The 22,229-nt window shown below is 29.4% G+C and carries 17 protein-coding genes and 2 pseudogenes; 2 read left to right on the forward strand and 17 right to left on the reverse strand.

Annotated features, from left to right (window positions below; translation table 11 throughout):
• Positions 1–56: 56 nt before the first annotated feature.
• The 13 genes and pseudogenes from pdxS to ABDJ34_RS06750 form a co-directional block, all read right to left on the reverse strand.
• Complete coding sequence (pdxS, locus tag ABDJ34_RS06690; protein WP_412701816.1) at positions 57–899, reverse strand: pyridoxal 5'-phosphate synthase lyase subunit PdxS; 843 nt, start codon at positions 897–899, stop codon at positions 57–59.
• An 83-nt stretch (positions 900–982) separates the two neighbouring features.
• A complete protein-coding gene (locus tag ABDJ34_RS06695) occupies positions 983–2,626 on the reverse strand; it encodes an ABC transporter ATP-binding protein (RefSeq protein WP_412701817.1) in 1,644 nt (547 codons plus the stop codon).
• A pseudogene (locus ABDJ34_RS06700) lies at positions 2,626–3,189 on the reverse strand (ATP-binding cassette domain-containing protein); the annotation flags it as partial. The gene ABDJ34_RS06695 and the pseudogene ABDJ34_RS06700, both read right to left, overlap by 1 nt.
• 81 nt (positions 3,190–3,270) lie before the next feature.
• Positions 3,271–4,074 carry a KilA-N domain-containing protein gene (locus tag ABDJ34_RS06705; protein ID WP_002842397.1) on the reverse strand — a complete coding sequence of 268 codons (804 nt, stop codon included), beginning with the start codon at positions 4,072–4,074 and terminating at the stop codon, positions 3,271–3,273.
• A gap of 189 nt (positions 4,075–4,263) precedes the next feature.
• Positions 4,264–5,784 (reverse strand): recombinase family protein, encoded by a 1,521-nt coding sequence (locus ABDJ34_RS06710; RefSeq protein WP_412701818.1) that lies wholly within the window; start codon positions 5,782–5,784, stop codon positions 4,264–4,266.
• Complete coding sequence (locus ABDJ34_RS06715) at positions 5,777–6,967, reverse strand: recombinase family protein (protein ID WP_412701819.1); 1,191 nt, start codon at positions 6,965–6,967, stop codon at positions 5,777–5,779. Before ABDJ34_RS06715 ends, ABDJ34_RS06710 begins: the two co-directional genes overlap by 8 nt.
• Positions 6,913–7,518, reverse strand: a complete 606-nt coding sequence (locus tag ABDJ34_RS06720) for a recombinase family protein (RefSeq protein ID WP_412701820.1) — start codon at positions 7,516–7,518, stop codon at positions 6,913–6,915. Before ABDJ34_RS06720 ends, ABDJ34_RS06715 begins: the two co-directional genes overlap by 55 nt.
• On the reverse strand, positions 7,511–9,229 hold the full coding sequence (locus ABDJ34_RS06725; protein WP_412701821.1) for a recombinase family protein: 1,719 nt from the start codon (positions 9,227–9,229) through the stop codon (positions 7,511–7,513). The genes ABDJ34_RS06720 and ABDJ34_RS06725 overlap by 8 nt, the downstream gene beginning before the upstream one ends.
• 98 nt (positions 9,230–9,327) lie before the next feature.
• The gene (locus ABDJ34_RS06730) at positions 9,328–9,495 is read right to left on the reverse strand and encodes a hypothetical protein (RefSeq protein ID WP_000332792.1); all 168 of its coding nucleotides are present in this window, start codon (positions 9,493–9,495) and stop codon (positions 9,328–9,330) included.
• A gap of 467 nt (positions 9,496–9,962) precedes the next feature.
• Positions 9,963–10,370 carry a sigma-70 family RNA polymerase sigma factor gene (locus tag ABDJ34_RS06735; protein ID WP_002841660.1) on the reverse strand — a complete coding sequence of 136 codons (408 nt, stop codon included), beginning with the start codon at positions 10,368–10,370 and terminating at the stop codon, positions 9,963–9,965.
• 692 nt (positions 10,371–11,062) lie between these two features.
• Positions 11,063–12,406: an MATE family efflux transporter gene (locus ABDJ34_RS06740; protein ID WP_412701822.1), complete on the reverse strand. Its 1,344-nt coding sequence runs from the start codon at positions 12,404–12,406 to the stop codon at positions 11,063–11,065.
• Between the two features lie 11 nt (positions 12,407–12,417).
• Positions 12,418–14,136, reverse strand: a complete 1,719-nt coding sequence (locus ABDJ34_RS06745; RefSeq protein ID WP_247907316.1) for an ABC transporter ATP-binding protein — start codon at positions 14,134–14,136, stop codon at positions 12,418–12,420.
• Entirely contained in the window at positions 14,120–15,874 is a 1,755-nt protein-coding gene (locus ABDJ34_RS06750) for an ABC transporter ATP-binding protein (RefSeq protein ID WP_412701823.1), read from the reverse strand. The genes ABDJ34_RS06745 and ABDJ34_RS06750 overlap by 17 nt, the downstream gene beginning before the upstream one ends.
• A 148-nt stretch (positions 15,875–16,022) precedes the next feature.
• Between ABDJ34_RS06750 and ABDJ34_RS06755 the strand changes: the two genes are divergently transcribed.
• On the forward strand, positions 16,023–16,982 hold the full coding sequence (locus ABDJ34_RS06755; RefSeq protein WP_106460513.1) for a helix-turn-helix domain-containing protein: 960 nt from the start codon (positions 16,023–16,025) through the stop codon (positions 16,980–16,982).
• Positions 16,983–17,276: 294 nt separating this feature from the next.
• Positions 17,277–18,017: pseudogene (locus ABDJ34_RS06760) on the forward strand (transposase).
• Positions 18,018–18,455: 438 nt separating this feature from the next.
• Here ABDJ34_RS06760 and ABDJ34_RS06765 read toward each other — a convergent pair.
• The 4 genes from ABDJ34_RS06765 to ABDJ34_RS06780 are packed head-to-tail and all read right to left on the reverse strand — an operon-like array spanning position 18,456 to position 22,227.
• Entirely contained in the window at positions 18,456–19,850 is a 1,395-nt protein-coding gene (locus ABDJ34_RS06765; RefSeq protein ID WP_004837819.1) for an ABC transporter ATP-binding protein, read from the reverse strand.
• Positions 19,843–20,559 carry an energy-coupling factor transporter transmembrane component T gene (locus ABDJ34_RS06770; protein WP_004837820.1) on the reverse strand — a complete coding sequence of 239 codons (717 nt, stop codon included), beginning with the start codon at positions 20,557–20,559 and terminating at the stop codon, positions 19,843–19,845. The genes ABDJ34_RS06765 and ABDJ34_RS06770 overlap by 8 nt, the downstream gene beginning before the upstream one ends.
• On the reverse strand, positions 20,556–21,155 hold the full coding sequence (locus tag ABDJ34_RS06775) for an MptD family putative ECF transporter S component (RefSeq protein ID WP_002842343.1): 600 nt from the start codon (positions 21,153–21,155) through the stop codon (positions 20,556–20,558). The genes ABDJ34_RS06770 and ABDJ34_RS06775 overlap by 4 nt, the downstream gene beginning before the upstream one ends.
• Positions 21,148–22,227 carry a Gfo/Idh/MocA family oxidoreductase gene (locus ABDJ34_RS06780; RefSeq protein WP_002842344.1) on the reverse strand — a complete coding sequence of 360 codons (1,080 nt, stop codon included), beginning with the start codon at positions 22,225–22,227 and terminating at the stop codon, positions 21,148–21,150. Before ABDJ34_RS06780 ends, ABDJ34_RS06775 begins: the two co-directional genes overlap by 8 nt.
• Positions 22,228–22,229: the final 2 nt, after the last annotated feature.

The raw sequence follows: 22,229 nt of genomic DNA on the forward strand, positions 1-22,229 counted from the left end.
GATATCATAAAAATGGCTACCAATTTTCAGGTAGCCATTGTTTAGTTTATTTCGTTTTATCTATTAGCCATGATGACTTTTATCTCATCGGGGTTAATTCCCACCATTGCTTCTCCCAAATCTTTGCTCACTTCAAGCAATACATCAGGATTATTGTAATTTTCTACAGCTTTTACGATAGCTTTGGCACGTTTTTTAGGATTTCCACTTTTGAAAATTCCACTACCAACAAACACACCTTCAGCTCCCAATTGTCTCATCAACGCCGCATCAGCAGGAGTTGCAACTCCACCTGCAGAAAAATTAAGTACAGGTAATTTTCCATTTTCGTGAACGTATTTCAATAATTCAAAGCAAACTCCCATTTCTTTTGCTTTGTCGTACAATTCATCTTCCTTCAAAGACTTCACCAATGAAATTTCGCCCATGATTTGTCTCATATGTGTAACAGCTTGGACAACATCTCCCGTTCCAGCTTCACCTTTTGTTCTAATCATCTTGGCGCCCTCTTTGATTCTTCGTAAAGCTTCCGATAAATTTCTCGCTCCACAAACAAAAGGAGTGTTAAATTTTGATTTGTCGATGTGATATTTGTCATCTGCCGGAGACAAAACTTCTGATTCGTCAATGTAATCAATTCCCAAAGATTCCAAAATTTGCGCTTCAACAAAATGACCAATTCTAACTTTTGCCATCACTGGAATTTTGACAGCTTTCATGATTTCCTCAATCATTTTAGGATCGCTCATTCTGCTAACTCCACCAGCAGCTCTAATATCTGCAGGAACTCTTTCAAGTGCCATTACGCTTACTGCTCCTGCTGCTTCTGCAATCCTCGCTTGTTCAGCATTGATTACATCCATTATTACTCCGCCCTTTAATTTTTCATTTATATCCATTAAAATCACCTCGCCTTTATAATACATGCAAATTGCATCTAATCATAGTAGCAAATTAAAATAATTTTATGGGTACAGATGTGTTATTTAAAATAAGTTAAATCTTCATATTTTCCTCGTTCAACAATTTTTCCTCCAACAAGGACAAATACTTCATCATATTTTTTTAAAATCTTTTCGTCCAATTTATGAGTAATAACTAGTGCTGTTTGCTTCAACGAAAGAATAGTATTTTCTATTAATCTTGAGTTTTTAAAATCAAGTGCTGAAGTGGCTTCATCTAGAATTATCATATCGCAATCTCTTATCAAACATCTAGCAATACTGATTCTTTGCTTTTCACCACCTGAAAAATCCCTCATATTTTCTCCGTAAATAGTATTAAGTTTATTAGGTAAAGATTCAATTAATTTGGATAACTCTGACTTTTGTATTGCATATTCAACTCTATCATCAGAAAATTCATTATATAAGCAAATATTTTCTTTTATCGTATCATTGAACATAAATACCTCTTGATTAACTGGAACTATATTTGAGTATAGAGATTTTCTATTGATATCTTTAAGTTCGTCTTGCCCTATTTTTATACTTCCTTTGTAATCTTCTAATCTTCCAAGTAAAATCTTAGCTAACGTAGACTTTCCACTTCCACTTTCTCCAATTATTGCATATTTCTTACCTTTTTCTAAGTCAAAACTTATATCTCTTAATACTAAGCTATCTCCATATGAGTACTCTAAGTTTTTCACTGAAATTTTGTCATCAAAGTCAAATTTTGAATTTCTTGTATCTTTATTAGTTTCATTAATCAATTTTAATTTAGAAGATACTTGATCTTCCATACTTTTCATAACACTATACATTTCAGGAATCACAGATAGTGGTTGTTGAACGAAGTTAGATAGTTGTATCACCATCATAAATTGTCCAACACTTATAACTTTAAATATTACAAATGAAAATGCAGCTAATTGACTCGCTACATACACAATCGAACTTATAGAAATTGAAATGCTTGAATAAAATGATCTATCTTTGTCAGCATTATATCGTGCATTTTCATTTTTTATATTTAGATTCTTAAAAATATTCAAAATTCTATTTTCAATCTTAAAAGATTTTATCAAATCGTATCCATCCACTATTTCTTTTGACTTTGAAATGAATTGTTCATTAGTTTGAATATATTCTCCCCTAGATTTTTGTGTTTTTGAAGAGGAGAACTTAGAATAAACTAATGGAATCCAACCCACCAAGAACACTATCAATAAAACAAACTTTTGATTTATGAAGATTACAACTGCAGCTCCAATAAACATTATAATCATTCTAACAATAGTCAAAAAAGGTTTAATGTACATTTCAGAAATTTGTTCAGATAAATCAGTCACTATATTTAAAACATTTGAAGTCTTCATTTCGTTATCTTTTGTTAAGTATGAACTCATCATATTTAACTTAAAATCTTCCATAGCTTTAATGCTCACTCTCTCTGTTTGAACTTCAATTAAATATGTTGTAAATATCTTGAACATCAACGAAAGTATGATTATAGCCGCTACTTCCTTCACACTATAAACTGTACTTCCAGTAGCCAAATCAAATATAACCTTAAATGCAAACGCAAATGACAACTCTGCTAGAATTTCTAAGATAGCGGTTATAATGAATACTATAAATTGTCCTAAATTTTGTTTAATTAATAAATCTCTAATGTTTTTCATTATGATAACACCTCATTAAAATAACTTATATCTGAATAATCTCCACTTTGTGTAATTATTCCATCTTCTAACAAAAATATTTTGTCGTATTTTTTCAGAATGCTCTCGTCAATTCTATGTGTTATCACTAAAACAGTTTGATTTAAAGATAATAAAGTATTCTCAATAGCTCTCGCTGTTTTGATATCCAATGATGAAGTTGCTTCATCCATAATAACAAATGATGAATTTTTAATAAGTGCCCTAGATATACTAACTCTTTGCTTTTCTCCACCCGAAAGTGATGTGCCATATTCTCCAAGAACCGTATTCTCTTTTTCTTCTAGATCCTCTATAACACTATTTAATTTTGATTTTTCAATAGATCTTTCAAAATCAGACTGACTGTAATCATTGTATAAACAAACATTATTTTTTAAAGTATCATTAAATAAAAACACATTTTGACTCACCAATGAGATATTACTATAAAAATCATCCTCATCTATGCATTTTAATTCTGTATCATCAAACTTCACAGATCCATTTTTATAATCAAGTCTTCTCAATAAAATATTTGCTAATGTACTCTTACCCTACAATGTCAAGCAATTGTTACATAAAATTAGACGATATTTCTATCGCCTAATTTATATACAAAACTATTATTTTAACTTTTTTATACGTTCACTTTCTGTTAGAATCCTCATTTGTTCAATAGCAATTGCATTTAATTTTTCTATCCTTTCAGTTGCATCCATTCCCTCATTTATAAAAACAGCATTTAAGTTCTCAAGATTTGATAAACACACTAATTGTGATATATCAGCATAGTCTCTCATATTTCCTTTTAACTCTGGATTATTTTCACGCCATTCTTTTGCTGTCATTCCAAACAAAGCTACATTTAATATATCTGCTTCACTTGCATAGATATAGTTTATTCTTTCCTTTGATAATTTCTCAGGGACAAGTTTATTCTTAATTGCATCTGTATGAATTTTGTAATTTATCTTAGCTAAATTTCTCTTGATATCCCAACCTAATTGTTTTTGCTCTTCTTCCTTTAAGCGCTCAAACTCTTTAATAAGATAGAGCTTAAAATAAGGTGATACCCACGACGCAAATTCAAAAGCTATGTCTTTATGTGCATATGTTCCACCATATCTTCCTGCTTTGGCAACAATTCCTATAGAATTCGTCTTATTGACCCATTGTTTAACCGATAAAATAAAACGATTAAAACCTGCTTCATTTTTAATTCCCTCGAATTCGGTGGAATTAAAATTCGCATTATACATTTCTTCCCATATTCCTAAAAATTCAATTGTATTTTTATTCCTTAGCCATTTTTCTATTAGTGCCACACCATTTTCAACATTTCTAACCATGTCAGTTAAAGAAATATAATCTCTATTATCTATGGCAATAATGCTAATTTCTGATCCTTCCACATTTATTTTAGACACAAAAATCACCTCACAATATCTCATTTTAACTATAATTATATCATTTTTTTGTTTGTTCCTAAATATTTACCCTATCAACTCATAGTAAACAGCACTATTTATTTCTGCAAATTTTCTTGCTATTATTTTCATTTTGGCGTATTAAAATTAAAGTTGGCGAGATTATGAGTTACTTTTAATACCATCCATCTATATTTCTACAATTTCTATTTCTCCACTTCTTGATACAATTATTTTATCAATTTTATTGTCTACATAAGCCTTCAATAAACTATCTTCGTCTAAGACTGTAATATCCGTTTCTTTCCTTGAATCAATCTTCTCTGACTTCAATTCTTCCAATTTACTCTCCAATAATATCTTTTTATCTTGGATAAAAGTTTTTTCCTTTAAATAGTCCTCTTTTGAAATATTTTTCTTTTTATAGTTTTCATAGATAATTTGTAAATTTCTGTTTAATATGGATATTTCCTTTAGAATCTCTTCTTTTACATTCTTGTGTTCTATAACTTTCTCTTCATTTAATGTATTTTGAATCATAAAATCTTTTAATTTGGGTTTTATAAGTTCAATAATATCTTTCTCTTTGATATTGTTTGGTTTTTTCTCAGCTTTACATAAATTACAATAATAAATCTTATACTTGTATATTTTATCAGAATTCTTCTTTTGTCTACTGTCACATCGTAAACTCATATGTCTACCACATTCTTTACAAAAAATCTTATCAGAAAAAATAGAACGATTTTTGTTTCCTATATATCCCCCAAAACTTCGTTTTTCTTTTATTTTCTTAACCTTATCAAACACTTCTCTGGAAATAATCGCTTCATGGGTATTTGGAAGTATTTTCCACTCCTCTTCAGGAAGTAAAATTCTTTTTCTTCCACCTATTTTTGTTTCTTTGAATTTATTATATACATAATCTCCTGTATATAGTTCGTTCCTTGTAATCTGTGAGATAGCTGCGTTTGTCCAAACTCTTTTCTTTACTTCACTTCCAGTAATTAAATTTCCAGTATAATCAGAAAGTTTCAGTTCTTCTTTTCGTTCAGAGCGTGTAATATAACCTTTTTCATTAAATATATTAGCCACTTGAATACACGAATATCCTTTTAGCAATAAATCAAAAGCTTCTTTAACTATAAAAGCTGTTTTTTCATCAATGATGATACTATGTTTATCTTTAGGATCTTTAATATATCCAAAAGGTGCTGCCCAATTTATATTTTTCCCCTGCGATTTAATTTGCCTAATAGAACTTCTTACCTTTTCAGATAATTCCTTACTGAATAAATCATAATACAATGTCTTAAACTGTGTATCTGTATCTAAGCCATTACCTTGTTCTTTTAAAGAATCATAGTTGTCATTAATAGCTATAAATCGTATTTTTAGAAATGGAAATATATTGCTCAAATAATCCCCAAGTAGGATATAATCTCTTGAAAACCTAGACATATCTTTTACAATTATAGTTCCTACTTTACCACTCTTTATATCCTCAATAAGCCTTAAAAATGAAGGTCTATTTGTATTAGTAGCAGAATATCCATCATCTACATATTCTTCTATTTCACAACTTTTTAAAGATGTTTCATTTTCAATGTAGCTTTTTATATAATCTCTTTGATTTACTATACTTACACTTTCATCTACTTTGTGATAATCTTCTTCAGAAAGTCTTAAATATATAGCTATCTTATTCATGCTCTACCTCCAACTGCTTTCCCATATCTTTATCAAGATTAAACTTAAAATATATGGTAACCTGCTTATACTCTGATATTTCTATATGGCTAATTAATGTATCGACCAATTCTTTATCAACTTCTATGCTTTTAGCATCCAAGCAGCAAAATAGTACATCTATAAATTCCATAATTTCTCTTTTTTTCTTTCTTATATTTCTTATTCTTTCATCAAAAACTTTTAATTCATTTTTTAAGGTTTTTATTTGATTATTTATTTTTTTACTTTCTATTTTAAAATCACTTAAAAGAACCTCTCCTTTAACATAGTTTTCATATTGTTCTTGTAGATTGATCCTAAGAGAAGCAATCTTTTTATTATTTACATCTGTTTTTAGAGAAACTTGATTTATCTTTTCAGCACTTATATTTTCTAAATATATTTTTAGTTGTAATCTTTTATCCTTTTTATAAAAGCTTGAAACCAGTCTTTTTAAGGTATCTACTAAAATTTTGTCGAGGTCTGTCTCATATATTCTGACATGAGATTTTTCTAATTTTAATCTGTCTCCACCTTTACAATAATAACAATAGCAAATCTCATCATGATATTTCAGTCCTCTTGGTCCATATTGTTTTTTCAAATATCTGCCACAAACACTGCACTGTATGAGGTCGTCATACTTTCCTTCTTTTTTATGATCTCTTTGAATTTTTACTCCAACATTTTCTTTTCCGTCTTTTATTATGTTTTTCAGTGAATGGTAAGGTAGATAGTTTTGTTTTTTCTCCTTTATCTCTCTGATATTTTCAAATGTAGTTTTGTCTATTAACCCTTTGTGGGTGTTCTCTGTTATAATCCACTCTTCTTTATCACGAAACTTACTTTTCCTACTTGGATCATGTCTATTTGAGTATACTCTTTGAATCAAATTCCCAATATATACTTCATCAGAAAGCATTTTTGATATATAAGAAATATCCCATTGTTTTGTATCTTCTTTATCCTTAAAAATTTTACCTGTTCTTTTATATTCATCAGGTGTCGTATATGTTTTAGTCAATTCTCTTGCTATTTGCATATTGGATTTACCTTGACCTGCCATATAAAAGATAAGTCTTACTACATCTGATGCCTTTTCGTCCATCACCAGAACTCTTTTTCCATCAATTTTATCAACCTTATAGCCATACGGAGCCATCCTCCTATAAAAGACCCTTGTTTCATTTTTATTTCTTTAGAGGCTTTTATTTTCTTTGAAATATCTTTTGCGTATAAATCATTAAAGATATTTTTTATTGCTATTTCATAACTCTGTTCTGATTTTATACCGTCTTTAGTATCCAAATTATCATTTACGGAAATAAATCGAACTCCCAAAAATGGAAATACTTTTTCGATATAGTTTGCGATTTCTAAATACTCTCTACCAAACCTTGACATATCTTTTACTATGATACAATTTATCCTACCTGTTCGGATATCTTCCATCATTTCAATAAATGCAGGTCTTTTAAAATTTGTTCCAGAATACTCATAGTCCTTGTATACTCTTAAAATCTTTATATCTTTTTCTTTTGCAGCATTTATACAAAGTTCTTCCTGCATTTCAAGTGAATTACTTTTATCCCTGTAAGCTTCCTTTCTTTCCTGTGATAATCTAGCATAAATACCGGCAATGTATATTTTTTCAATCACTTTTCCAACTTCTGTTTCTGATTGTGATATATGCCTGTTTTTTGTTCTAGCCACAGCATACCTCACTTTCAGCACTTACAAGACTTTTATTCATAACAGTGGGAATAGTTTTTGACTTCCTACTTATATAGACACTTTTCTTTTTTATGGTGTTAGATTTAATATCAGGCTTATCCGTTTTTGTCATTTCTTCAAGTAAAGACAATTCTTCGGTATGATTAAACCTAACATCTATCGTCTTATCTTCAGAAATAAAAATTTTGTCAATAAGCATCACAACAGACAATCTATCTATTTCAGATAAATTTTTATACTTGTTAATGTCGATGATCCAACTCTTATTTTTGTCAATCTTCTCCTTAGTATATTCCTGTTTTTTCAATCTATACTCGATACTTTCATCTAATTTAGTCAATTTCTCTGTATAGTTTTTTCTAAAAAGTTGATATTCTTCTTTACTAATAACATCTTCTTTTAGGTCAAGGTAAAGGGAAGATAAGAGTTCTTCTGTCATTGCTTTTTCTCGTCTTAGTATAGGAATTTGATTGTCTTTCAAATTTTTATTTATATCTATACGCTGAACTTTAGAATATAGATTTTCATTAAATTCAATGTAGGACTTCATTATTTTAGATACTGCTTTTATCAAAGTTTCTTCTTTTATGCTGTGTCTTGTGCAAGATTTTCCCTTGTTGTACTTTGAACAGATATAGAATATCTCTTCTCTTTTTTTATACTTTACAGTCCTTCTAATCAAAGAACTTCCACATTCTTTACAAAAAAGCATTCCTGTAAAAATATCAATTTTGTCCTTTCCACGAGAATTATTCAAATCTCTTTTTAACATAGTATTTGCAATAGTAAAAACTTCTTTACTTATAATTGCTTCATGGGTATTTTCTACTCTTATCCATTCTTCTTTCTCTTTTTCTATCTGCTTTTTATTTTTATAACTTAAAGTAACACTCTTTCCTTGTAAGGTATTTCCAATATATACTTCATTTTCTATAATTCTGTTTATTGCCTTTGCAGACCAATTACCGCCTTTTATATTTTGAAATCCATTACACTTAAATCCTTGACTTTCTTTATATTTTCTTGGAGTTAAAACTCCTAAATGATTTAGTTCATCTGCAATTGCCTTTGAGGAATATCCCAAGAGCTTCATATCAAATATATTTTTAATGTTGTTAGCAATCTGTTCATCAACCACTAACTTATTTTTGTTCTTTTCTGATTTTTTATATCCATAAGGTGCAAAGGCACTGATGAAATCACCTTTTTCTCTTTTTATCTTCTGAGAGCTTTTTACCTTATTGGAAATATCTCGGCAATAACTGTCATTAATGAAATTTTTTATAGGAAGTATAAGGTGTGTATCGTTTATATCTGCACTTTGACTATCGTAATTGTCGTTTATAGATATAAATCTTATCCCGTTTTCTGGAAATATTCTTTGAATATATTTTCCTGCTTCTATATAATCTCTTCCGAATCTCGATAAGTCCTTTACAATAATTGTATTGAACTTTCTATCATAGGCAGCCTTTATCATTTCTTTAAAATTGGGACGATCAAAATTTGCACCTGAATATCCATCATCTACATACTCTTTGACTATTGGAATTTGATTTCTTCTTGCATAAGAGTTTATAATTTCTCTTTGATTGGATATCGAGTTACTTTCTGTTTTTTCGCCATCTTCTTTTGATAATCTTAAATACATAACTGCCAAATTTTCTTTTGCTAAATTGTTTTTAAACATAAAAAAGCCTCCTTTAGTTCAATTTACATACAATAAATCAAACCAAGGTTAGGCTTCCACAAAAATATTATAACGCTCCTTATATTTTTTGTCAGCCCCTAATAGACAGAAAATTTTTCTTTGATGTATTCCTCTACTAAATTTTCTAAGCTAAATCCATTTTCATTAAATTTAACTTCTATATTCCAACCATCAATTTGATTTATCATCTGTTTATCTTTTTTATCTGTTTTCATTTCTGTATTTATATTATGTTCATCACACATAATACCTTCTCCTTATCTTCAATATTTTTAAGTTTTTTGACATTGACAAGTGCATTGGCTGCAACATAGGAATTTCACCTCCGCCCCTTTTCAAGATGAGCCGGCTTCAACTGTAGAAGTATCATTATCCCTGTTAATATCATCGCACAAGAGTTGCCACCCTCTTTTTATACAAACTTATTTACCGCTCCAAACCTTATATCCTCTACAAATGTAGGTATTCATTTAAACCAATTATCTTAGCAGGTTTATCTTGGCGTAAGTTGTAAATTGCTCAATTAACAGTTAACGTCTTGTCTTGGTCTATTCAGTTGTCAAGGTTCAAAATCTATATATAACGAGGTATAAAAGTCCCTCTATATATAAGCCTTACTTTCAGGACAACTTTTAACACTTTTTTGAATATTTTTTTGAAAAATTTTAAAAAAATAGAGGACAGAGAAAAATATCTCTGTCCCCTACTTGATTTACCTATCCAAAAGTTTTCTCAGTTTCTCTAAAATCTTATTTCTTAATCTACTAATTTTCATTGGATTTGTGTTTCTTTGTTTTGCAACTTCTATGAGAGTTTTATCATCAAAATATAGTAATTTGATTAGGTTTCTTTCTTCCTCATTTAAATTGTTTAATGCACAATGCAGATCTTCTATTAGCATTTTAGTTTCAATAATCTTTTCAACATCAATACTCTTATCCGCAATATCTACAACACTTGTATTAAAATCTCCAAAATGAAATACACCGTGCTTTATATCCAGGCGCTTCAAATGAGCTTCATGATTAATCTCTTTTTTATATGCTCTATACACTTCATCAGGTACATATATTTTTTTACCCTTAACATAAATGTATTTTTCTTTATCATTATCTGACATCCTTTGGTCCTCCTTTTTTTACTCGTTTTTCGATTTTTGAGCATAAAAAAGGAGGACTACGGCATTTAGGCATGTCGAGTCCTCTGAAAAATAGAAGTTTTAAAACTAAAAACTGTTTTCTGTTAAACCTAAAAAGTTAACATAAACATGCTATTAAAATAGATAGGTATTCTTATCGTGGTTTTATTTATAGTTTTCTTCATTGATATATCTACCTCCATCACATTTATATATATCACTAAAAGTAGATATATTTGCATTAATTCTGCTTCATATCTAAAAATTCTATAGAAAGTGTTAATATCTCTAGATTCTCATAAAATTTATTTCCTTCCAAGCATATGAACTTATCCAAGTTTTTCTTGTTAAAATAATCTATAAATTTTAGTTTTATTTGTTTTTTCAATTTTGATTGGCTTTGGATTCAACTAAAAATAAGACTAAATCTTTCAAAAATCAATTCAGATAAAATATCATTCTTATTTTTTTATAGTTATACAAGCATCCTGTGCTTATTCCTGCTGGTTTATATGTCTTTCTTTGTTATCTATGCAAAACCTTTAGAAATAAATACTTCTACACTAGTATCTTGTATTTGTAATTTTCTTTTATTAGCAGGTAATCTTTCAATTATCGAATTTTCTTTACTGATATATTATTTTTCCCATAAAAATATTATAAAAATCAAATCTTTAATTATTTAAATTCATAGTTGAAATAGCCTTGGCTTGCATTGCTAAACCTACCATTATCATAGTAAAATCTACAACTGGTTCTGCCCACCAAACAGCCCCTGCTCCAAATACTCTTGGAAATATAAGTAAGGCTGGAACAAGTAGTATTAACTGTCTTAGCATTACAATCATTCCAGCTTTTTTTCCATCCCCTATCGCTTGAAAAAAAGTTATTGTCATAATCATAATTCCATAAAGAATAAATACTGAATAGAATATTCTGAAATTATTAACTCCACTTGAAATTATATCCTGACTTACTTTAAATAAACCAAGTAACTGTTTTGAAAATACTTGTGCTGGTAACCAAAAAATTGCTGCAAGTACTGTTCCTCCTATAGAAAATATCTTCATAGTTTCCTTTACTCTATCGTATTGTTTTGCTCCAAAGTTTGTACCAATAATCGGCTGTAACGCCTGACTCATTCCCCAAATTGGTATAAATGAAAATCCATAAAATCTCAAAGTTGCCGACATTAATATTGCATTTGGATCTCCTCCATATCTAAAAGCTTGTCTATAAAGCAATGTTTGTTGAACCATGAAAAATACTTGCATGATCATAGCTGATACTCCTACTCCAAACATTTCCTTTGATATATCTTTTTCTTTTTTTATTTTCTTTATTTTTACATTTTCACTTTTACTTTTAAAATAATAAAGAGTAATAACCGCTTGAATTACTTGTGCTGTTACAGTTGCTATAGCTGCTCCCTCAATGGCATAATCACCCATTAATTTCATTAGTATTGGATCAAGAGCTATATTGATAAAGGCACCAAGTCCCATGATACTCATTGCTCTTTTCATAAGTCCTTCACCACGCATAACCATATTGGCTGACTGGGTAAAGTTTACAAAAATTGAGCCTAGAAATATTATTCTTAAATACCTTATGCCTAATGCCTTTATTTCTCCTGTTGCTCCAATTAAATCTAAAAAATATGGTCCTAGAAGTATTCCTCCTATTGTTATGATCGTTGAAAAAAATATAATCCAATAGATAAGATTTCCCATAAGCTTGTCTATAGTATCTTTATCACTCTTTCCCATGGCTCTTGATAAAATCGATGCCGAACCTATCCCTATAAGCGTTGCAATCCCATTATTAAAAAATGTAAGTGGCATGGCTATTGAACAAGCTGCCATGGCATTTTCCCCTATTATCTGTCCTGCAAATATTCCATCCATAAGTGGATATAGGCCTATAACTACCATCCCAATTACTGCTGGTATAGATAATTGAAACATTAAAGACAATGGCTTCTTGGTCAACAACTGTTCTTTCATGTTTTGTTTCATTTTTAATCCCCTCAATATATAAATTCTTCTGCTAATTTCGTTTTTTCTAATAAATTGTTATACAATTTTGATTCTTCTATCAGTTCTTTGTGATTGCCTTGGCTTTCCACATGTCCATTTTCTATGACTATGATTTTATCTACATTTTCAATAGATTTTAATCTATGGGAAATAATAATAACTGTTTTATCCTTTATTAATTTATTCAAACTTTCTTGAATTTTCTTTTCATTGTCCACATCAAGGCTTGCTGATATTTCATCTAATATAAGAATTGGTGCATCCTTTAAAAAAGCTCTTGCAATAGAAAGCCTTTGTCTTTCACCACCAGAAAGCTCTGACCCATTTTCCCCTATAACTGTATCTAATCCATTAGGAAGTTTATTAATAAAATCCATACAATTTGCAAGGGTAGCTGCCTTGATAACTTCTTCATCGCTGGCATCTTTTTTACCTATACGAATATTTTCTAATATAGATGAGTTAAATAAAGTAACATCTTGAAAAACAATAGATATTTTCTTAAATAAAGAATCTGTGGAAATGTTTTTTATATCCTTTCCATCTATTAAAATTTGACCTTTATCATAATCATATAATCTTGATATTAATCTTAATATACTTGTCTTTCCAGAGCCAGAAGCTCCAACTAGAGCCGTTACCTCTCCCTGTTTCGCAGTAAAGCTAATGTCCTTTAAAACCTGATTATCATCATAAGAAAAAGCTACATTTTTAAAGACTATATCAAACATATTCAGTTCTACATCTTTACCCTCTTGAATTTTTGTTTCCTTAATCTCCCTAATCCTTTCAACACTTGGATCTATAGAGAACACTTCTAATAATCCTTCTTTTGATAAATCGAAAATATCTTTTATCTTTATGGCAGACATTAAATACCCTAAGAGATATAAAATGTCAATCTCCCCAGATAGAATAAGGCTAATACCAACATAACTAACTACTGCTATACTTACGAAAGAAAACATAGTAGATAAACCTAATGTTATAATAGAACTCTCTTCCACTTTTAAATGTATTTTTTCACTTTCATCCATCTGTTTATAAAGTGATGTCTTCACTTCATCAGATAAGTTGAAACTATTTATTTCTTGTTGAAGTTCAATAGTTTCTTGGAATTTTTCTGAGTTTTCTCTAAGTACCTTGTGATATTTCTTGTTTCCTTTTACCTGCGACTTTTTAGCAATAGGTATTAGTATAAAACTTAAAATAGTTGGGATCATTACTGCTAGCCCCATCTTAAAATTGCCTATCATTAACATAATTCCAATTAGTGGGAAAAATAAAACCATTCCTCCTACTTTAGGAATTGAATGACTCATAGCGTGTTCTACTTTTTCCACATCTGCCATAATCGTTTGAGATATATCTGATAAATTATGTTTTGAAAAGTAGGATAGGGGAAGTTTTGATAGAGTTTCAGCAATATCTATTCTTAAATTAGCACTCTCTTCATAAGTTGTAGTATAAAGATCATCATATTCTTTGGATAACAAAACATACATTATTACTAATGTAACAACAGAAACTCCAAAATATAAATAAGGGCTTTTAACATTTTTCAAAAGAAGCTCATCTGTTAACATCATTAAAATAAAGGCAGGAACCATATTAATACAGTAAACCAAGAAACTCGATATAGTAGATTTAGTGAGATCTTTAGCCCCTTTATCAGTCAGACAAAATCGTTTTTTATAAAATTTCCTCATCTTTAACCCTCCATTGATTTGCACTGTCATAAAGCTCTAATAATTCCTTATATTTTCCACCTTTTGAAATAAGTTCTTGATCACTGCCTCTTTCAATTATTTCTCCATTCTCTAAAACTAAAATTTCATCAACAGAACGAATACTACTCATCCTATGGGCAATCATAATAACTGTTTTATCTTTCATAAGGTTTTTAAAGGCCTTTTGAAGCTCATACTCATTGTCTGGATCAATAGAAGCACTAGCTTCATCCATAATTACAATTTTAGATTTCTTGAGCATGGCTCTCGCAATAGCAATTCTCTGTTTTTCTCCTCCTGATAAATAGACTCCTTTTGAGCCGATCATGGTATTCTCCCTTTCAGGAAACTTATTTAAAATAACATTACAACCTGCAAGTTCCATAGCCTTCATAACTTCTTCTCTACTTGCCTTTCTATTAGCAAGAGCAACATTTTCGTAAATAGATGTCTTAAAAAGTTTGCTATCCTGAAAAACAAAAGAAATTGTGTTTATTAGAGTATCCTTACTATAAGATTCTAAGGGTCTCTCTCCAATCTTTATACTGCCACTATCTACTTTGTAAAAACCAGATAATAGCTTTACAATAGTCGATTTACCTGATCCTGAATGACCCACCAAAGCATATTTTTTTCCTTCTTCTAATTTAAAAGATAAATTTTCTAATACTTTATTTCCATTGTAACCAAATGTTACATTATCAAACTCTATATTATAGTTTTTGAAATTAATATTCTCTCCATAAGACAATTTATCTTCATTCATCTTTTTATATAAATCTTCCAAAGTATCTACCGCATACCTAGCGTTAAAGATGTTCATACTAGCCCACATAATTTTCATAAATGAAACCATCATTACTCCACTTAAAAACAAAATCATGAATAGTTCAACAATAAGCAAATTAGCATTATTAACTTTATTTATGGTAAAAACTAAAGGGATAGACAAAATTGCAATAATCCCAAAAAATATCCATTGATATAGTACATAAGGTTTTTTAGAACTAATTGAGTAATCAAGAGCATACTTAGAATAATCCTTAATCGCCTTATAAAGAGTTTTAAAAGACTCTACAGTAGCTCCGAATATTTTAACAACTTGCATGCCTCTGACATATTCAACTGTTTCACCACTTAAAATTTCTAAGGATTTTTGGTAGTATTCCATGAACTCTCCTCCACCCATCATGTTCTTTAAAATAAGAGCCCCTACTATTGTTAGTATAAGAATAACTAATCCCACTCTACTACTAATAGAAAAGGCAAGTATTAAAGATAATACTGGAATTAAAAAAGCTTGTGAATTATCTGGTATCATATGTGCTACTGCCGTATGAGTTTTAGCTGCATTATCATCAATAGTTTTTCTTATAATTCCAGATGAATTTAAGTCATAAAAACGAAAACTTGCTCCTGTAAGTCCATCTATCCCTTTCTTTCTCAAATTAGTTTCTAAACGAAATCCGAGCTTATGGGAAAATAAACCTGATAGTAAATATACCAAAGCTCCCAACGTCAAACTCAAAACAGTTTGAATAGACATTGCTCTAGCAACTAATAAATCCTCCTCAACAATTGAACTTCTTAAAAATTTATACAACAATGAATATCCGTACACCATCAGAAACGCAGATAGTGCTGATAAGAAAACTGCTATATATCCATTATGTTTTCCCTCAGGCACATAGGAAAAAAGCCTTTTGTAAATTTTCATATTTACCCCCTTAATAATATTTTGATAAATTTCAAATAAAAAGTACGACTTACTTGATAACTTTTATCATAAGTATATTGTAAAATATTTTCGTTTGTTTTACAATATATATAGGTTTATATGTCTAAACGTGTTATTGGAGGTTTGTATGGAAAATTTTGAAAGTTTAATAAATGCTTATGTTTCATCGGAATTAAAAGACGAGAATTATTTTCATCCTCTAGGGAGGTATTATATAGCTAATACGAAATTATATAATGGTTATTACTGGTATTACGAAAGTAGCGACTTTATAATAGACATTCATAATCTTTTCATAAAAGAAGATTTTGTAGAAGATGGCGTTGAATCAATGCAAAATTATGTTACATTAATTTCCAATTTTGTAATGTCTGGAAACGGAGAATGGTTTAATCCCTATCAGTCAATTGAACCTTTTTCTATGTTTGTTATGGATCCAAGCGACAAAAAGAATAGATATCTTATACATAAAAATTCTAGATTGTGTCTTGTAGGTGTAAAATTTAAAAAAAGTTTTTTAGAAAAATACTATCCACCATATTCTTACTCAAATAATGTAGATGATTTAAAAGATATGTTTTTTCAATCTAAAAATTCAATTATTAATCCAATAAGTAAGATTGCTAAAGATATTTTGACTTGTAAACTTGAAAATGCTGAAGCTAAACTTTTCTTTGAGGAAAAGGTAAAAGAGTGGTTTTATATAACTGTTGAGGCTAGTGAAGATTCGAAAAATTTTAAGACTCTTTCAACCGAAGATGAAAAACTTATTGAGAATGTAGAAAGATATATTAGCGATCATTATTCTAACAACATACCTCAATCACTTCTAGAAAAAATCGCTTGTATGAGTGGAACAAAGTTAAAGGAAAGTTTTAAGAAAAAAAACAATTTGAGTATTACAGAATTTACCCAAAGAAAAAGAATGAATATAGCAGAACAATTATTAGTAACCACTGATCTTGAAATAAGACATATAGCTAAAACTGTTGGGTATACTTCAGCTAGCCGATTTAGCAAACTTTACAAAAGATATAAGGGAGTTTATCCTAATGAGGTTAAAATTATGATTAATTTAAATAAATAAATCTAAACCATATTCCTAAAAAGAGGACTAAGACGCCTCAATATGTCTAGTCCTCTTTTTAGAATTTTTAATACTATTAATTAACAATATAAATTTATATCTCATTGAAAATCATAGTGTAAAATATCTTGTGTAAACGTAAAGTTGTTCCTTGGATAGAAAAAGAGGATCCAATCTTGTAAGATTAAGTTAACACAACTAAATCACATGAATATTGGAGAACCTCATAACAAATTTTAACAAAGAATTGATTGAAGTGCTAGCCCAAGGAGTAGATGTTACAGAAATATTTCGCTGTCAACCGGAAGATGCGATGAATCTTCTTCTAGAAACAGAAAAAAACGTTTTTTAGGATTTGAGCCCTGTGATACCAGTGAATACAACTCTGGGAATTCTAGAAATAGCTACTACACTAGAACCCTTAAAGGCAAATATGGTATATTACATCTTAAGATGCCTATGGATAGGAAGGGGCTCTTTTCTCAAAAACCCCTATCTTTTTTTAACGAGTCAAATTCTACTCTTGAAGATAACATTAAATTGTTCCACCAAAATGGTCTAACAACCAGAGACCTATTAGAAATGATTGAGAAAATATACGGTCAGCAAACCGTATCAAATAGTTCGAAGTCCACCCTAGAGGAACTATAGCTTTTTAAAAAGAACTCCAGACAGGCCGTTGTCTACTGCTATGTTACCTTTCTCTCCATAAGACGAGATTCGGTTAGCAAAGAAGCTGTTCATGATATTATAGGAATCACAAAAGAAGGCCACAAAGAGGGTCTAAGCTTTGCTATTTATCCCATAGAATCTGCTTCTAACTACAGAGAAATATTCCAAGATCTTAAATCCAGAGGACTAGAAGATATCGTTCTCTTTGTTAGCGATGAATTAACAAAACTAAAGCATACTCTTAACGATGAATGTCCCTTATCAAAACATCGATCCTACTGGATACATATCATAAGAAATATAGCCAATAAAGTAAGAGTCAATAATAAGTCACCCCTACTGGAAGACTTAAACTTCCCTTAGAAAATTTGTTTGATAAATGGGCAGACAAATATCCTAAAGTAAAAGAACAATTTCCCCATGAAACATCTCTGGAAAAGTATGTGTATACCGATGTTTCAAAATACAACACGGCGTTTTCTTCTATGATCCATAAGGAATTTGGGATGGCACTATATGAACTAAGTAAACTGCTAAATAAAACATAAGGAAAGCGCCAAAGCAAAAATTTTTCATCCAATATATGGGATTAAGGTACAAAGCATGTAGCATTATCTAGTTAGGTACAATTTACTTAGTTTCACAAGAGGTTACACAATTTATTTAACACTACCTTGAAAACTCTATGCCTTAATAATTTTAAAGTGTAATACTGAACAATTATTAGTTAACTATAATAAAACAATTAAATTATCTTCTTATTAATGTGAATATTTTTTATAATTTCATTAAGATATCAAGTTAGACATATCTTATTTTTTCTAAATCCAATACACGATTGCAAATTAAACTTGCAAATTCAAAATCATGGGTAGCTATAAAAATAATTTTATCTTTTGAATGTGACTTTAATAATTCTACAGTTTTAATCATATTTTTATAATCAAGCCCACTTGTAGGCTCGTCTAAAATAAAAATTTCTTTGTTACACAATAGTCCACAAACTATGGCAAGTCTTTGCTTTTGTCCCCCAGACAAAGTGTTAGGGTGGCTATTTTTATAATTATATAAGTCAAAATCATTTAGCAGTTCATTAATTAAATCATCTTTTACGTTCTTTATTCCTAATTTACATTCAGCAAAGACACTATCGGCAAATAATTGATAATTTACGTCTTGCATAACCATATAAGATATTTGCTTTCTTGCTTTTTCATCAATTTCTTTAGATTTTAAAATAAACTCACCCTTATAATCAGTATAAAGTCCACAAAGAGTTCTTAAAAAAGTAGTTTTCCCTATGCCGTTAGATCCTAAAACAGCAATAATATCACCCTTGTTTGCAGAAAAACTAAATCTATCTGTAAGGCATTTATCTTTCCTATAAATTGAAACATTATTTACCTGTAAATAAGACTTACCTATAATTGGTGATTTTTCTTTTATATTTAAACTAGGTTTGTTTCTTGTTCTTAAACCCATAGTCTTAATTTCATCTTCAGATAAACTTAAAAAATCTTTATTGGAAAAAATTTTATCAATTTTCCCATTCTTCATATAAATAATTCTATCAACTAAATCCATTATATAATAGATTCTGTGTTCAGATATAATAACTGTTTTACCACTCTCTTTCAACATGGATAAGTGTTTTTTTAATATATCTATTGTCGGTATGTCCAAATTAGAAGAAGGCTCATCAAGTAAATAAATATCTGGATTTGTTGCATAAACTGATGCAAAAGCAATTTTTTGTTTCTCTCCTCCAGATAAATGAAAAATATTTCTATTTTTTAGTTTATTTATTTCTAATTTCTTGCAGGTTTCATCTAATTTCTCTTCTAAAATTTTTGTTTCTACTCCTTGGTTTTCTAGTCCGAATACAATTTCACTATTTGTATCCACATTAAAGAATTGGGTTCTAGGATTTTGAAAAACACTGCCGACATTTTTTGAAAGTTCAAACATTTGATAGTCAGATAATGATTTATCATTTATTTTTACATCACCATTTAAATCTCCTTCATAATAATATGGTATCAACTTATTTATAAGCCTTGTAATAGAGGTTTTTCCAGAGCCAGAAGAACCACATATTAAAATAAACTCTCCTTTTTTTATTTCTATATTTATATTATCTAGGCTAATATCCTTAGAGTTTCTATATTTGAAACAAACTTCATTTAACTTAATCATAAAAATACCTCAAATATATTGTAAATGCAGTAATTACTACTCCAATTATTAGAGATAAATAATCTAAAATTCCAAAATTAATCCTTATAATTGAAGTTCGTTTATTTGGTGATTCAATTCCCCTCGTGATAGAAGCTATAGTTAATTCATCTGCGGCTTTTGACGCCATAATTATCATAGGAGAATAAATGCATTCTACGGTTAAAGAAGGGTTTTTTATAAACCCCAAAAAAGATGGAGAAATTCCTCTAAACCTCATTGAATCTTTTATATATAGCCAATCTTCTTTTATAGTTGGTATATACCTAAGCATTACTGCTAGGGGGATAGAAATTTTTTTAGAAACACCAACATAATCCATAGCAGATAAAAACTCCCCTACTTTCGTTGTGCTAAGTATTATCATAGAGAGCATACATACCGGATAAATTTTATTAACTAAACCCAAAAATGGCATAAATATGCTTCTAAAAGTATTACTTCCATATCTTACAATTAAAATACTAAGAAAATATACTAATAGATATATTAATATCCCAGTAAAAGCAATTTTGATTTTTCTATTTATAAGACTAAAAATAGCAATTAATGCTACAAAAGCTAATTCATATTCTATTGAGGGCAATATACTAGATATAATTATGCACAAAAATAGTAAAACTATTTTTGTGCATGGATTAATATGTGTATTCAATTCTCCTGAAATCATATAATACCCGCCTTTTCAAATTGCTTTTTCAAAAGTTTAGAACCTATAAAAGCACTAAATAAAGCAACTAAAAAAGTTCCAATCACAATAACATAAATCATCCAATCAGCAGCTGCTGCATTCATAGACTCTATATATGTTATATCTGTCCCCTTCTCTATCATTGCATTTGACCAAGACTTAGGATCCATAAAATATACGACAAAAGTCCCTATATCTCCAAGTGCAAATACTCCAAAAGAAAGGATGTTTGTTTTTTTACTTTTATATGACTTGCTTCCTGCTATAAACTCAGCAATTATCCCCATAACTAAAGTTCCAAGACCCATAGCCCAATGCATGCCAGTTGCAAATCTCAAAATACAAATTATTATTGCCAAAATAGCAATAGTTCCTCTTTTAGCCACTTTCGAGATCAGAAACATAAATATTATTCCTGATAAAAGAGCACTACCCATTGGCTGATAAAAGGTTAATACAGGATTCATTCCAAAAGGCATTCCCCCAATCATATTAAATATAAAATAGAGAGCTGTAAAAACCCCTATAGTAATCAAATCCTTTGTTTTTAGACCATTCATATTATTTTTATTCATTTTTTCCTCCTTTTAAATCATTAATTTTAATTGCATTTTTTTTATACGGTTGAATTATTTTACTTTGTCCAAGCTCTCTAGATAATTCACCCCATGTCTCTATCGCTGAAATCAAGTATTGTTGCTCCACTATATTAGCCTTTTTACTATCTATACAATTTATAAATTCTATAATGGACTTTGAAATAGAATTAACCCAACTTAATTTCATCATACTACTATAAGTTTCTTCGTTATCTTCAGCTATTTCAAATGTTTTTAATTTCGAAAACTCATTGCTTTCTTCTAAATTAAATTTTCCATTTTTATCATGTGGCTTATCCAAACAACTCTCCCATATTATAGGTCCATTTGTACCTGATAATGTCAAATTCCCTGAGTTCGTTATAAACATTATTTTATGCATTAATAACATGTAATTATCTGGATTTTTCGCAGTCATTTGATTTTGCACACTTATACATATAGGAATATCGTTTATATACCCTTCTATAATCTCAAAAGGTGATTCTATATTCTGCGTAGATATATTTCTAAATTCATAAGGTTTTAGTCCTCCCAAAGCTCTTCCCAAAATATCTATAAGAGGAAACAATACATGTACACTGCATTGTGCAGAAATAAATCTAATTTTCGACAACTTATTTAGCTTTTTAGATAAACTCAAAAATGTATCTACACTTTTTAAATTTGGATAAAATGTGTTAAGTTTATAAAAACAAGAATTTTCTCTTGATAATTTCAAAAACTCTATATATTCTTTTAAATGAACTGGTTGTTCCTGAATTACATTTACTCCATTCTTTAACAGTTGCTTAACCAAATCACTGCCTGCCCCACCTATCAATGTTGACCCTATAACAACACAAGCCAAATCTATTTCATTAAGATTCACATCATTTAAGGTTGTATATATTGGTATTTTATACTTTTTAGCATAACTTTGAGACAATTCACTACCTTTTGACAAAATGCCTACTATCTGAAATTTTTCATTCATATTTTCGATAGCTTTTATATAAAACTGTCCAAATCCTACACCACAAACCAATACTCTATATTTGTTTTGCATAA

It is taken from the genome of Finegoldia dalianensis (assembly GCF_046255015.1).
In the GTDB taxonomy this organism is placed as follows: domain Bacteria; phylum Bacillota; class Clostridia; order Tissierellales; family Peptoniphilaceae; genus Finegoldia; species Finegoldia magna.